Annotated in this window: 14 protein-coding genes; 4 read left to right on the top strand and 10 right to left on the bottom strand. The window is 50.8% G+C overall.

Annotated features, from left to right (window positions below; translation table 11 throughout):
* Positions 1 to 48 precede the first annotated feature (48 nt).
* From V3O24_RS17695 to V3O24_RS17680, 4 genes are all read left to right on the top strand, one after another.
* Entirely contained in the window at positions 49 to 939 is an 891-nt protein-coding gene (locus V3O24_RS17695; protein ID WP_331308218.1) for a LysR family transcriptional regulator, read from the top strand.
* Between the two features lie 267 nt (positions 940 to 1206).
* Positions 1207 to 2901, top strand: a complete 1695-nt coding sequence (locus V3O24_RS17690; RefSeq protein WP_104422535.1) for an ABC transporter ATP-binding protein/permease — start codon at positions 1207 to 1209, stop codon at positions 2899 to 2901.
* 307 nt (positions 2902 to 3208) lie between these two features.
* Positions 3209 to 4960 (top strand): patatin-like phospholipase family protein, encoded by a 1752-nt coding sequence (locus V3O24_RS17685; RefSeq protein ID WP_331308217.1) that lies wholly within the window; start codon positions 3209 to 3211, stop codon positions 4958 to 4960.
* A gap of 194 nt (positions 4961 to 5154) precedes the next feature.
* Complete coding sequence (locus V3O24_RS17680) at positions 5155 to 5790, top strand: hypothetical protein (RefSeq protein WP_104422537.1); 636 nt, start codon at positions 5155 to 5157, stop codon at positions 5788 to 5790.
* 7 nt (positions 5791 to 5797) lie between these two features.
* Here the strand turns inward: V3O24_RS17680 and V3O24_RS17675 are convergent, their stop codons facing one another.
* From V3O24_RS17675 to V3O24_RS17630, 10 genes are all read right to left on the bottom strand, one after another.
* Positions 5798 to 6325 carry a DinB family protein gene (locus V3O24_RS17675; RefSeq protein WP_104422538.1) on the bottom strand — a complete coding sequence of 176 codons (528 nt, stop codon included), beginning with the start codon at positions 6323 to 6325 and terminating at the stop codon, positions 5798 to 5800.
* A 164-nt stretch (positions 6326 to 6489) separates the two neighbouring features.
* Positions 6490 to 7665 (bottom strand): succinyl-diaminopimelate desuccinylase, encoded by a 1176-nt coding sequence (gene dapE, locus V3O24_RS17670; protein ID WP_331308216.1) that lies wholly within the window; start codon positions 7663 to 7665, stop codon positions 6490 to 6492.
* Positions 7666 to 7824: 159 nt separating this feature from the next.
* The gene (locus tag V3O24_RS17665; protein WP_331308215.1) at positions 7825 to 8205 is read right to left on the bottom strand and encodes an ArsC family reductase; all 381 of its coding nucleotides are present in this window, start codon (positions 8203 to 8205) and stop codon (positions 7825 to 7827) included.
* Positions 8193 to 8732 (bottom strand): NADPH-dependent FMN reductase, encoded by a 540-nt coding sequence (locus V3O24_RS17660; protein WP_331308214.1) that lies wholly within the window; start codon positions 8730 to 8732, stop codon positions 8193 to 8195. Before V3O24_RS17660 ends, V3O24_RS17665 begins: the two co-directional genes overlap by 13 nt.
* Positions 8733 to 8751: 19 nt before the next feature.
* On the bottom strand, positions 8752 to 8994 hold the full coding sequence (locus V3O24_RS17655; RefSeq protein ID WP_104422542.1) for a hypothetical protein: 243 nt from the start codon (positions 8992 to 8994) through the stop codon (positions 8752 to 8754).
* Positions 8995 to 9075: 81 nt separating this feature from the next.
* A complete protein-coding gene (locus tag V3O24_RS17650) occupies positions 9076 to 9555 on the bottom strand; it encodes a DUF1456 family protein (RefSeq protein ID WP_104422543.1) in 480 nt (159 codons plus the stop codon).
* A gap of 111 nt (positions 9556 to 9666) precedes the next feature.
* Positions 9667 to 10485, bottom strand: coding sequence for a 2,3,4,5-tetrahydropyridine-2,6-dicarboxylate N-succinyltransferase (gene dapD / locus V3O24_RS17645; protein WP_331308213.1), 819 nt, complete (start codon positions 10483 to 10485; stop codon positions 9667 to 9669).
* A gap of 8 nt (positions 10486 to 10493) precedes the next feature.
* Positions 10494 to 11693, bottom strand: coding sequence for a succinyldiaminopimelate transaminase (gene dapC, locus V3O24_RS17640; RefSeq protein WP_331308212.1), 1200 nt, complete (start codon positions 11691 to 11693; stop codon positions 10494 to 10496).
* 4 nt (positions 11694 to 11697) lie between these two features.
* Positions 11698 to 12477, bottom strand: coding sequence for a M48 family metallopeptidase (locus V3O24_RS17635; RefSeq protein ID WP_331308211.1), 780 nt, complete (start codon positions 12475 to 12477; stop codon positions 11698 to 11700).
* A 291-nt stretch (positions 12478 to 12768) separates the two neighbouring features.
* On the bottom strand, positions 12769 to 13254 hold the full coding sequence (locus tag V3O24_RS17630; protein WP_331308210.1) for a hypothetical protein: 486 nt from the start codon (positions 13252 to 13254) through the stop codon (positions 12769 to 12771).
* Positions 13255 to 13264: the final 10 nt, after the last annotated feature.

Raw genomic sequence — 13264 nt, 5'->3', positions numbered from 1 at the left:
ATGCGGCTAATATTGGAACTTAGTCGAGTATTAGACAAACGATTTTTATTGGACATTAATATCGATATATCCGATATTAATGGGATGGACATAGATCAGATTAAAACCTTTTTGAGCGTGGTCGCCAATGGCAGCTTTCTGGAAGCGGCCGGCAGGCTGTATGTCACCCAATCGACCGTGAGCACCCGAATACAGAGATTGGAGGCCTATCTTGGCGTTACCCTGTTTGTGCGCAATCGCTCCGGCGCGGTATTAACGCTCTCAGGACATCGTTTTTTGCGCCATGCCAAATCCCTGCTGTTGACATTGGAACAGGCGCGGCATGATATTGGCTTGCCCAGCCGTTTTCGCGCCAGTATTACCGTGGGGACACGGATCGCCTTATGGGAAGAGCTGATGCCCAGATGGGTTGGGGAGATGCGCAAGCAGGCGCCGGATATTTCCATTCGCAGCGAAATCGGCTTTGAAGAAGATTTAATGCGCTCACTGGTTGAGGGCAGGATGGATGTCGGCATCATGTACACGCCGCAACATAGCCCCGGCCTTCAGATTGAGCATTTATTCGATGAAACGCTGGCGCTGTTCACGACCGACCCCGACAAACCCTGGCCGAATGACGATTACATTTACGTGGAGTGGGGACCGGCGTTTTACGCGCTGCACAGCAGCAGGTATCCCGATCTGGAAAGTCCTCCCCAAACGGTTAATATCGGCTGGCTGGGCGTGCAGTTGATCCTCTGCAACGGCGGTTCATGTTTCCTGCCTACGCGCATGGCCGAGCCTTTAGTCCAGGCCGGAAAATTGTTTCATGTAGCTGACAGTCCGCAATTCAGATTGCCGACTTATATGGTTTTTCCACGCAATAGCGACTCTATTGTGTTGCAGCAGGTGCTGGATAGCTTACGTTTATTGGCCGGGCGACAAAAGGCTATGAATTGAATCCAGTCCGGCCGATGGCGTCGGGGTTTGGCTCGTAAGATAAAACGGATTAGCCGGCTCCGGTACATAAAATGTCGCCTTATATTAAAGTGTAAAGATACGCGGAAAAACCAAGGTAAAAAGCCCGTTTACACTAATTTAGATTACAAAGTTGTGAAAACCGGAAAAATTCCACTAGAATTGTCGGCTAGTAAAAGACGGGACGGACTAGAATAATAAAAAACCGCGTCCTGATGTGTTATTTCACCCAGATAAGGAGATTTTCCTTTGCAAATTTCAAACGGATTTTTTATTCAATTCATTCGGTTAGCCGGGCCTTTTTGGCATTCTGAAAACAAGTCCACTATTCGCAGTCTGGCTCTGGCTTTATTGATGCTCACCGTGATGCAGATCGGCATTGCCGTCGTTATCACAATTTGGAGCGCGGATCTTTTCAATGCGCTTGAGCAGCGATCCATGAGCAGGTTATTTACCCAGATCGCTCTTATCGTGCTGATTTTTGCAGCCAATATAGCGGTTACCACCGCGCACTTTAAAGTTAAGCGGCGCTTGCAACTCGATTGGCGAAGCTGGTTAACACATCGCTTGATTAGCCAGTGGATGACCGATGGCCGTCATTACTTGGTTACACACATTCAGGGGGAGGGGGCGCACGATAATCCTGACGGCAGGATTGCCGAAGATATACGCATTGCGACCGAAGCCGCTATCGATCTTTGCCACTCCTTAATCTATTCTGTATTACTCCTTATCAGTTTTACCAAAATTCTTTGGACGCTTTCCGGTACCGTTACGCTTGATCTGCTGTTCTTTGAAATTCCCATTTATGGGCATTTGGTCTGGCTGGCTATGTTCTATGCGGCTTGTGCTTCTTCATTGGGTTGGTGGCTGGGCCGCCCCTATACCCTGGCGACGGACGCCCGGCAAACCGTAGAAGCCAATTTCAGGTTTGGTTTGGTCAGTGCGCGGGAAAACTCTCTGGCGATTGCGCTGGTGCATGGTGAAGCCAATGAAAGGACCAGATTTATCGCGCTTTTTAAGGATATTGTTCACGCTTGGCAGCGGCAAACCCATGCGTGGTCGCACCTGTTCATGCTCACTTCCGGTTATTCGGTGTTGTCGATGGCGTTCCCGATTCTGGTGTCTGCGCCGCGCTATATTCTGGGGGGGATCACGCTCGGTGCTTTGATGCAATCGGCCCAGGCATTTCAGCAAGCGGCTGGGGCCATGTCCTGGCCGGTCGATAATATGGCCAAGGTTGCAGAATGGCGGGCTTCGGTTGAGCGGGTGTTGGGGTTGGTTAATGGGTTGAGCCGTCTGGAGCAGGAAATCGCCCGCTATGATCCGCATCGCATTATTTTGAAAAAAACCGAACAGGATATTTTGCGTTTATGTGATCTGTGTATTATCCGGCTCGACGGCGTGGTGTGTGTATCGTCGATCAATACCGAAATCAGGCCGGGAGAGCGCGTATTGATTACAGGCAATGCTTTTACCGGTTCCAAATTGTTCAAGGCGATAGTCGGGCTCTGGCCGTGGGGGGAAGGCTCTATCGAGCTGCCGCGCGAGCCGGTGTTTTTTATGCCGCCGCGGCCTTATTTGCCGACTGGAACCTTGCGGGCGGCGATCTGTTATCCGTCGACCCATGCAGAATATACCGAAGCTGCGATTGCAGAAGCGCTTGAACTGGTCGGCCTGGAAGAATTGAAAGAGCAGCTCGATCACGAGGATAACTGGGCTGCTGCGCTTTCGCGCGAACAACAGCAGCGTTTGGGCGTGGTTCGTTTGTTGTTGCAGCGACCTAGTTGGATTCTGCTGCAAGAGGCAATGGACTCGCTGGATTCATCATGGGAAATGAAAATGCTGCGTTTGATAGCCCAAAGACTTCCTGAAGCCGCGATATTGACGATTACCAACGAACCGATGGCTGAGGACTTCCATCAGCGGCGGATTGCGTTGTAATTCTCCTGTCTTGTGTCCGGTTTAATGTAGCTACATCACCATACAGCTGAGCCGTTCGGAATTTAGCTAAATCTGGTTAAGTCTATGCTTACCGAAAGTTAAGCATAGGCTGACATACAGTGGACGCTTTTTTTGCCACAATCATTCCGCCACTCAATACAAAACCGGTAACTTGTGTTAGATATGAACTAGCCCCCTGGATAACGCCAAGCGCTTTAAACAGACTCTCAACAGACAAGTTATAGGTTAGCCAGTCGCCGTCAGAGCGATGTATGTTGGCTCCATTTAACTTTCAGAGGGGAATAACATGTCAGAACAAACTACACAGGAAAGGCTGGGCCTCGGGCTCTCAGGAGGCGGTCTTCGCGCCTCGTTTTTCCATATCGGCGTTTTAGCGCAAATGGCGGAACTCAATCTGCTGCGCCATGTAGAAGTTATTTCTACGGTTTCCGGCGGCTCGATTATCGGCGCGTTATATTACCTGCATCTCAAAAAACTGCTGGAGAGTAAAGCGGATGCGGATATTACCGATCGGGATTATGTGGAAATCGTTCGCAACATAGAAAAGGATTTTTTGGCGGCGACGGAAAAGAATATCCGCATGGCGACGTTTTCCAGTTTCGCTGCCAACTTCAGGATGCGCTTTCTGAACTATTCGCGTAGTGACCGCATCGGCGAGCTGTACAATGAATGGCTGTACCAAAACGTTCTGCAAAATGTGGGGAAGCCGGTAGAGATGCGAAACCTGAAAATACATCCCGGCGGCCGGATGGATTTTCACCCCAATAAGCACAATGCAGGCAGATCCGCAAAAGTTCCCATCCTGGTGCTCAATGCGACGGCCTTAAACACCGGACGCAACTGGCAGTTTACCGCCCAGACGATGGGCAAGCCTCCGATTCCCCCGAATGATCCTATCGATACAAAACCCATTCGTCTGCTCCAGGCGGAAGCTTATGACGACATCGTACCCCACCAACAAGACTTCCCGTTAGGTCTTGCGGTGGCGGCCTCGGCCTGCGTACCCGGACTATTCGATCCTATGGCCGTCAGCGGCCTGTACAATGATTTGCTGGAGAAGCAGGAAATACGCGCTCAGTTGGTCGATGGCGGCGTAAACGACAATCAGGGTATAAACGGTTTAATAACTAACGGTTGCACCTGCTTTGTGATCAGTGATGCTTCTGGGCAAATGGGTATTAAAAATAACCCGGATACCGGCGCTGTTTCAGTGCTGTTGCGTGTCTCCAGTATTCTGCAAGATCGTGTGCGTATCGAAGGCCTGCGACACCTGATGGACAGTCGAGGTACGCATAACGTTGCCTTCATGAATTTACGCAAGGGCGTAGAGATTAGGGAGATCCATTGGGTCGATCAGGATAGCAAGCAAGCGCCGGACACGGTGATCGAATCAACGTCTCCGAGTTTTGGCGTTGATCCCGGTGTGCAGGACAGCTTGTCGCAAATGCGCACCGATTTGGACGCGTTTACCGAGGTGGAAGCGTACTCCTTGATGTTGGATGGCTATCGCATGAGCCGGGAAGATTTAGAGCATTTTAAAAATAACGCACACTGTATGCGCGCCGCAAACCCCGGCAGTAACAGAACGCTGCCGGAAACACCGTGGAAATTCATGGAAATAGATCCTTGGATCAAAAATCCGACGCCCGATTATTGTCGGCAGCTGGAAATTGCCCAGTCCACCTTTGGTAAGGCTTTGATGTGCTTTGTTTGGCTTAGGATTGCGCTGTTGCTGTTTGTCGCCGGCGCGTTGTATTTCTGTTGGCCGTACCTTAAAGAGCTGCTGCTCAGCACCGTTTCGGTATATGTTCTGGTTGGTGCTTTTATTGTCTGGTTAATCAATAACCTGGCGCCCAAACTGGCGAGCACGTTTAGTTTTCTGGAGACTTTGCGTCCTTGGGCGGAAATAACCAAATCAGCCGTCAAAGCCGCTGTGCTGCTGCTGGGTACCATTTTCATCAAGTTTTATTTGTTATTTATTAACCCCTTGTATGTTGAGCAAGGGCGGGTCAGCAAACTTACCAAGCCCGGCAGCTGATTTCTCACCGCAAGTTGCCCCGTTCTCACGCGGTGCGTGGAGCGGGGACGCCATCAATACTTTTCCCCGTCTTTGTGCTCTAAGGTTTGACGATATATTCGTTATAACGTCTAATGTAGCCTTTCGCTTACATTAGACTTTATTCACGGCGTCGTTTTTACGCTATTTTCCCGCCAAGTCAGAGAGATTTAGAAATGAAAACACAGTTTCTATCAACTTTAGCCAATAACCCTCAAAACAAAAACAACAAAGGTTCGGCAACGCGAATATTCCGGTTTTGGACTGTTTTATCAGTATTGTTTTTAAGCATGTCGTTTTCTGCGCCCGGCTACAGCCACAGAGGCGCGCTTGATGAGGTTGATGTTTGCCGTATCCGGGTCGGTACCGAAAAAATCCACTTTACCGCTTATACACCGACATTTACCCAAAGCGAGGGTTATTGCCGGTTTATTCCCAATGTAGGTCTGACTAATCTGATTTTCGATTATGAAGGCAAGAAGCTCAGGGACGTGTCCGTAGAGTTTGAAGTGACTAAAGAGCCCGAAGGCACGCGCATTTTTTACCTGGAGCCGCAAAAAACCAAATCAGGATCGGTCAAGGCGGATATTGATTTTTCCAAATACGGCGCCGGCGATTATCTTGCCCATGTGACTATCCTTCATGACGGCGAAAAACTGGATACGCATTTGCCGTTTGTGGTCGGCGCCGAAGAAGACAAAACGCATTGGAAGCGGTATTTGTATATGCTGGTAGCCGTAGTGATATTGGTCGCTATAGGTATTACCGTATTAACTCGCAAATACGGGGATAAAGAAAATACCGGCCTTTGATAACCCGTCATTCCGATGCGATTAGCGTCACCAAATCGGTGACGCCCACGTCCAATCCCTGTTGCGACAGCAAGGTAGTCGCTTGGCCTCTGTGATGGGTCTGGTGGTTAAAAAAATGCAGCATCAGGCTGGCCAGGTTTTTGACCGCCGCTTCGCCTTTCATGTTGCGATAGGCGAGCTTATATTCCAGGTCTGATGTGTTGAGTTGTTCGCACCAGCCTATGATTGTGGTGTCCAAGTTCCGGCGTTCCGCGCTTAACGCCGTAAAATCGTCGAACAGTGTTTGCGCCAGGGCTTGCGGTTTTGGCATTGCGCGAATCTGATCCAGAGCGGGATGTTGCGCTGGATGTTCGGAAAAACGTTGCAGCCAGATAATGTCCGCCACCATGATATGGTTCAAGGTACCCAGCAGCGAACCGAAAAACGCCCCCCGGTCCCTGCCCAGCTCGTCGGCTGGCAATTGCGCGGCGGTGCTGTAGAGTTTGTCGTTCATCCATTGGTTGTAACGGCTCAATAAGCGTAAATGTTCAAGCATGGTTTTGCTCCTGTTGGTAAGTTCTGCAAAGGGTTTTTGCGGTTTCCCAATCTTCAGAGACGGTGAAAGTATTAAGAATTGGGCGTGCAAACCTAGGTTTTTACTCCAGTACTCATTTTAAAATCAATGGCTTAAAAATAATGGGGTGATTCTTAAGGCGGTTTTCACAGTCTTTTCAGATTGGGAGCTAGCGAAAGCGATGAATACTTGGCCTGCACCAGCAAATTAACCAATATCTGCTCATAAATATCGGACAGAATCTCCAAATCCTCTACGCCGATATGTTCATTGATTTTGTGGATGCTTTCATTGAGCGGCCCGAGTTCGATAACCTGGGCGCCGGTCGGGGCGACAAAACGCCCGTCAGAGGTGCCGCCGCCGGTATCGTCCAGCGTTTCAAAGCCGGTCACGGTTTTGATTGCGGCATGGGCCGCATCGATCAATACACCGGGCCCAGTCAGGAACGGATTGCCGGACAAGCGCCATTGCAGTTCGTAGTTAAAATCGTATTTGTCCAGTATCGCGCGGGTGCGTTGCTTGATGGCGTCTTCATCCAGTTCGGTGCAAAAACGCAGGTTGAACTGTACGTTGACGCTGCCGGGGATGATGTTTTCCGCGCCGGTTCCGGCGTTAATATTGGAAACCTGCAAGCTGGTCGGCGGGAAAAACGCGTTGCCGTGATCCCAGACTTCTTCGGTCAGGTCTTTTAGGGCCGGGGCGAAGCTGTGTATCGGATTGTCGGCCAGCTCGGGGTAGGCGACATGGCCTTGTATGCCTGCGATGGTCAATTTTGCGCATAAAGAGCCGCGCCGGCCGACGCGGATCACGTCGCCGATTTTTTTATCGCTGGACGGCTCGCCGACCAGGCACCAGTCTATTTTCTCGTTGCGCCGCTCCAGCACTTCGACGACCTTAACCACGCCATTGGTGGCGACGCCTTCTTCGTCGCTGGTCATCATCACCGCGATAGAACCCTGATGATCCGGGTGCTTGGCAATAAAGCGCTCGACGGCGGTGATAAAGCAGGCGATGCCGCCTTTCATATCGGCGGCGCCGCGGCCGTATAGTTTGTCTCCGATAATGGTCGGCTCAAATGGCGGCGAGACCCAAGCGTCCACAGGGCCGGTAGGCACCACATCGGTGTGGCCGAGGAAGGTCAGCAGCGGCTTGGCGTCGCCTCGTCTAAGCCAGATGTTTTGGGTGTCTTCAAAGTCCAGTCTTTCTTCATTGAAGCCCAGTTTGGTTAAACGCGCCGCCAGCACGTCCTGGCAACCGGCGTCTTTTGGTGTGACCGATTCGCGGCTGATAAGGTCTTTAAGCAGTTCCAGTGTGTCGCTCATATTCATTCGGTTTATTAGTTATCGGTTTTCGGCAAGCATCAACAACTTAAAACATATCACCACGAAGACACGAAGAACACGAAGAAAAGCAAGCTAAAAACTTCGTGTTCTTCGTGTCTTCGTGGTGAATTTATATGTTATTGAGCCGTAAGCCATATCCTATGGTTTTTTGTGCGTGGGAAGGCTTGCGGCATACCCATCATCCTTGGCGCTAAACCCCAGGATTAGCTTGTCGCCGACGTCTAAAATCGGGCGTTTAATCAGGGTAGGGGTTTCCAGCATCAGCTGCATGGCTTTTTCTTGGGTCAAGTCGCTTTGCTGTTCTGCGCTGAGCTGACGCCAACTGGTGCTGCTGCGGTTGAGCAGTTTGGTCCAGTCTAAATGCTCGGCGAAATGCTGTAACAGCTCAGGCGTCAAGCCATCGGTTCTAAAATCGTGGAACCGGTAAGCTATCCCGTTTTGATCCAGCCAGGTGCGCGCTTTTTTAACGGTGTCGCAGTTTTTTATACCGTAAAGTGTGTGGTTTTTTAGGCTTTGCAATTTACAATCTCCATGCGGAAGGCGCGTAACGCCTCACGAATTGCTGTTGTAATAGACGGATCGGCAATAATCCCGTGTTCATCGAGGTGTGAGCCGATAATGGGTAAGGTAATCGAGGCGGCTTCAACGACCTGAGCCGACATGACGGTCAGCGTTTCCTTTAGCGATGCCTGGGCGATAGTTGCTCGCGGAGACGCATTAAGTAAAGCAACCGGCTTGCCGACAAAAGCCTCGCTACCGACCATCCAGTCCAAGGCATTCTTCATGACTCCCGTTACGCCGTGAGCGTATTCCGGGCTGGCGATAATAACGCCGTCGGCTTCGAGCAGGCGGGCGTGAAAATCCGCAACCGGGGACGCATCGGTTATTTCAATATCGGGGTTGAATAGCGGCAGATTGTTCAGTCCGGTATAGAGTTCGACGCGAATATCGGCAGGCGCCAGGCAAACAACGGCTCTCAGCAGTGCGGAGTTCAACGATGCGGCGCGTAAGCTACCTGAAATAGCCAAGACTCTGACAATCGGCATCGCTGACTCCATAGAGATTTTACAATTGGCTGTTCAGTAATTCGTCAATGCTGGGCAACTGTTTGTCGGACTTGCAGCGGTTTTTATAAAGATCGACAAATTCCATAAAGGCTTGTTCCAGATCGGCCAGGATTTCCTCTTCGTTTTCACGCTCATCTTCGGGAACATCGGGCGAATCCAGGTACTCGTGTTGCAGGGCGACTTCGCTGTTTAAAGACAGCAAGGCGTAAATGACGGCATTGTTTGATATTTGTTCGCTCATAGTATGGGGCCTAGTTAAGTTATGGGTGGAAGTGTGCAGGTTAGCGTAGCGTAACCCAACATTTTGTTAAGTGATGCACTTTTAATCTGACGCGTTAGGATCTCTAAAACGAATGGTAAGGCCTTGTAAAAAGTTTCTTAAAATCTGGTCGCCGCATTCCCGGTGGTGTTTATGGCCTTTTTGCCGGAAAAAAGAGCTGAGCTCGCCTTTGGACAATTCAAAATCGGCCAACTTCAATGTGCTGAGCATGTCCTCTTCTTTAAATTCCAGCGCGATACGCAGTTTTTTGAGTATCGCGTTATTGGTTAACGGCTCCGGTTTTTTCACTTGTGCAGGCGGATTCTCCTGCTTGCCTCTTCGATAGATAATCAGGCCGTCTAAAAATTGCTCCATCAGCTTATTGTTAAGCGGAACGTAATCGGCTTCATTATCTTTTTTGAGCAGCTTGAGCAACTCGTCCCGGCTTATCTCAGCGCCGCTTAAGGCGAAGATTTCGATCATGGTCTGGTCTTTAAGCTCTAAAGCGTAGCGTACCCGGCGTAATACATCGTTGTTAATCATGGTTTGGTATCGGTGGGTTGTGTCGGTTGGGACGGCGGAAAGGATATTTGAGCCATCCGCGAGATGAACAGGGAAGGGTGCATGACGCAAACGCTTATGCACCCGACACAATTAATCCCTCAACAACTCATTGATGCCTGTTTTACCGCGGGTTTTTTCATCAACCTGTTTGATGATAACCGCGCAGTACAGGCTGTATTTGCCGTCCGCAGAAGGCAGGTTGCCCGAGACGACGACCGAGCCGGCCGGAATGCGGCCGTAGCTGATTTCGCCGGTCATGCGGTTGTAGATTTTGGTGCTTTGGCCGATGTAAACGCCCATCGAAATGACCGAGCCTTCTTCGACGACCACGCCTTCGACGATCTCGGAACGCGCGCCGATAAAGCAGTTGTCTTCGATGATGGTCGGGCCGGCTTGCAAGGGTTCCAATACGCCGCCGATACCGACGCCGCCGGACAGGTGAACGTTCTTGCCGATTTGCGCGCAAGAGCCGACTGTGACCCAGGTATCGACCATCGTGCCGCTATCGACATAGCCGCCGATGTTCACGTAGGACGGCATCAAGATAGCGCCGGGTGCGATGTAGGAACCGCGCCGGGCAACCGCGTTCGGTACCACGCGCACGCCGGCCTTGGCGAAATCGTCCTCGCTGTAGTTGGCGAATTTGCTGTCGACCTTGTCGTAATAGCGCGTGTTGCCGCCGTCCATCAGCCTGTTTTCGTTGATCCTGAACGACAACAACACGGCTTTTTTCAGCCATTGGTTGGTGACCCAATCGCCGCTGGTTTTTTCGGCGACGCGGGCCTTGCCGCTGTCCAATAAGTTGATTGCTTCTTCAACGGCAGAGCGCACTTCACTGGAAACAGTCGCTGGCGTAATGTCGGCACGGTTTTCAAAGGCGTCGTTAATGATTTGTTCTAGTTGTGACATGGTTCTTCTTATAAAGAGTTAAGGAAATTTTTGATGCGCTGCGCGGCTTCTATGCATTCATCCAGAGGCGCAACCAGTGCAATCCTGACATGGTTAAGGCCGGGATTAACGCCATCGCAGTCGCGGGATAAGTAACTGCCGGGCAGTACGGTGATGTTTTGCCTAGCAAACAGCTGTTTGGCGAATTCGGTATCGGAAATCGGTGTTTTCAACCAGACATAGAAACTGGCCGGCGGCTGGGTGACGGTGCAAACATCGCCGAGAATATCGATGAAAGCCGCGAATTTTTCGCGGTACAAGCGACGGTTTTCGACGACGTGCCGCTCATCCTGCCAGGCTTGGATGCTGGCGTGCTGGGTAGGCAAAGGCATCGCGCAGCCGTGATAAGTCCGGTATTGGAAATAGTGTTTCAATAGCTCGGCGTCGCCTGCGACAAAACCCGAGCGCAAACCCGGCGCGTTGGAGCGCTTGGACAAGCTGTGGAAAATGACGCAGCGCTTAAATGCCGTATTGCCCATGTTGTAGGCCGTTTGCAGCAAGCCCGGCGGCGGGTTGCTTTCGTCGTCGTAGATTTCGGTGTAGCACTCGTCGGAGGCAATCACGAAGTCATGCTTTTCGGCCAATTTCAGCAGCTTCTCGTGGCTGGACTGGTCGATCACCGAGCCGGTCGGGTTGCCGGGCGAGCAAATGTAAATCAGCTGGCAGCGTTGCCATATCTCATCCGGCACCGCGTCAAAATCCGGCAAATAACCGGAGTCTTCCAACGTGTTCAGATAATAGGGTTTAGCCCCTGCCAGCAAGGCCGCGCCTTCATAAATCTGGTAAAAAGGGTTCGGCATAACGACCACGGGCGCAACCTTAGTCGAATCGATCAGGCACTGGGCAAAGGAAAACAACGCTTCACGCGTACCGTTGACCGGCAAAACCTGAGTTTCAGCATTAACCGCATCGGCCGGGATCTGGAAGCGTCGGCTGATCCATCCGGCAATCGCCTGCCGGAGTTCCGGTATGCCTTTGGTGGTCGGATAGTTAGCCAAACCGTGCAAATGGGTTAACAGCGCTTCCTGGATTAAATGCGGCGTGGCATGGGTCGGCTCGCCCATAGACAGGGCGATATGCGACTTGTCTTTAGGCGGAACGACGCCTTGTTTAAGTTGCGCCAGTTTCTCGAACGGATAGGGATGTAAATGTTTTAAGTTCGGAGTCATCAACTTAGTTGCAATGCGGTTGTTTGCCTTGTGATTGGGCTTGCTGGAACAGTCCCATGGCTTGCGGCATGTGTCTTTCCAGGTCTTGAATGCGAGTGGCATGCGAAGGGTGAGTGGACATGAATTCTAGGGGTTGCCGGCCTTGCGATGCCTGTTCCATTTTTTGCCACAAGTTGATGCTTTGCCTTGGATCAAAACCCGCTTTGGCCATTAAATCGACGCCGATCATATCGGCTTCGCTTTCATGGGTGCGGCTGTAAGGCATCAGTATGCCGTATTGCGCGCCGAGGCCCAGCATACCGAGCGCCGTTTGGCCTAAGGCGGTTTGCGGTGCGCTAACTGCCTGGATGATGCCCATGCCTTGGCTAACCGCGAATTCCTGCGAGGCGCGTTCATTACTGTGCCGGGCGAGCACATGGCCGATTTCATGGCCGATGACCGCCGCCAATTGGTCCTGATTGTCGACCAGCGTGAGCATTCCGGTATGAACGCCGATTTTGTTGCCGGGCAGGGCGAAAGCGTTAGGCGAGGCGTCTTCAAACACCACGATTTCCCAGTTGCCGCCGGTTTCCTGGGTAATTGCCCCGGCAATGCAGTTCGCCAGTTGATTGTATTTACTGCTGGTGCTGATAGGTTTTTGTTTCTTCAGGTTATCGAAAGCCTGCAAGCCCATTTGATTGATTTGCGCATCAGGCATGAAAACAAGTTGGCTTCTGCCTGTAGGGCTGGTGACACAGGCGCTTAGTAAACAGGTAGCCAGAACGTGGAGTATTTTTTTGAACATAAAAAATGACCGGTAGTTTCTGATATAGCGGCCATTTTAACGTAAGTTTTTATCCGGGGTTTAAAAATGTAACTTCCCGTTAAGAAAAGCTTATCACCACGAACGACTACATGGGCAGATATTTTGCTCCATGCAAAATCTGCATTCCCCACATCCCTCTGGGTTATGCAGGAGGTAGAGCACCAACAGTAGGCGCTTTAGGCGATACAGGACACGAAGGACACGAAGAAATAAAACTTCGTGTCCTTCGTGTCTTCGTGGTGAATGATAAAAATCCGGTTGGTTAAAGACTTATTCCAGAATTTTGGCGAACATCGCATCATAATCTTCTTTCGACAACACACCGCTGACGCCTGTGCGTTGATGGGCCTTGTCGAAGAAATAGGTTCTGGGCAGTTCGCCATACCATTTAGGATCGATTTCAAATTGCAGTTTTTGGCTGTTTTCCTCGGCATAGACCCAGTTTTCAATCTCGGATAATTGGTTTTTTTCCAGGATTTGCTGAATCTGCTCGCTTGCTGATAATTCATCCGCCGCCAGCATGATCATTTTAAGTTCGGGCCTGCTTTTATGGATGCTGCTTAACAGCTCCATGTCTTTCAGGCAGGAAGGGCAGTTGATGGACCAGACCACCAGCATGAACGGCTGGTTGGCGTTGCTGGCCAATATTTGCTGATAACTTCCCGAGGTAAATGCAGCCGGAGCGGCTTGCGCCTGAATATTAAAAACGGTTAATAAAATAAACGTCAAGCCAGGGAAAAGTTTTTTTAAAGTCATGATTTGATTC

The organism is Methylobacter sp. Wu8, from assembly GCF_036440755.1.
Taxonomy (GTDB): Bacteria; Pseudomonadota; Gammaproteobacteria; order Methylococcales; family Methylomonadaceae; genus Methylobacter_A; species Methylobacter_A tundripaludum_A.
Note: the sequence above shows the minus strand (reverse complement) of the source record. Positions and strands in the feature narration are given on the sequence as shown.

Excerpts from the sequence above, each read along its gene's own strand:
- V3O24_RS17655 (WP_104422542.1), bottom strand. The coding sequence starts at position 8,994 with ATGAGCGAACAAATATCAAACAATGCCGTCATTTACGCCTTGCTGTCT.
- dapC (WP_331308212.1), bottom strand. The coding sequence starts at position 11,693 with ATGACTCCGAACTTAAAACATTTACATCCCTATCCGTTCGAGAAACTG.
- V3O24_RS17680 (WP_104422537.1), top strand. The coding sequence starts at position 5,155 with ATGAAAACACAGTTTCTATCAACTTTAGCCAATAACCCTCAAAACAAA.
- V3O24_RS17635 (WP_331308211.1), bottom strand. The coding sequence starts at position 12,477 with ATGTTCAAAAAAATACTCCACGTTCTGGCTACCTGTTTACTAAGCGCC.
- V3O24_RS17685 (WP_331308217.1), top strand. The coding sequence starts at position 3,209 with ATGTCAGAACAAACTACACAGGAAAGGCTGGGCCTCGGGCTCTCAGGA.
- V3O24_RS17660 (WP_331308214.1), bottom strand. The coding sequence starts at position 8,732 with ATGCCGATTGTCAGAGTCTTGGCTATTTCAGGTAGCTTACGCGCCGCA.
- V3O24_RS17650 (WP_104422543.1), bottom strand. The coding sequence starts at position 9,555 with ATGATTAACAACGATGTATTACGCCGGGTACGCTACGCTTTAGAGCTT.
- dapE (WP_331308216.1), bottom strand. The coding sequence starts at position 7,665 with ATGAGCGACACACTGGAACTGCTTAAAGACCTTATCAGCCGCGAATCG.
- V3O24_RS17675 (WP_104422538.1), bottom strand. The coding sequence starts at position 6,325 with ATGCTTGAACATTTACGCTTATTGAGCCGTTACAACCAATGGATGAAC.
- dapD (WP_331308213.1), bottom strand. The coding sequence starts at position 10,485 with ATGTCACAACTAGAACAAATCATTAACGACGCCTTTGAAAACCGTGCC.
- V3O24_RS17630 (WP_331308210.1), bottom strand. The coding sequence starts at position 13,254 with ATGACTTTAAAAAAACTTTTCCCTGGCTTGACGTTTATTTTATTAACC.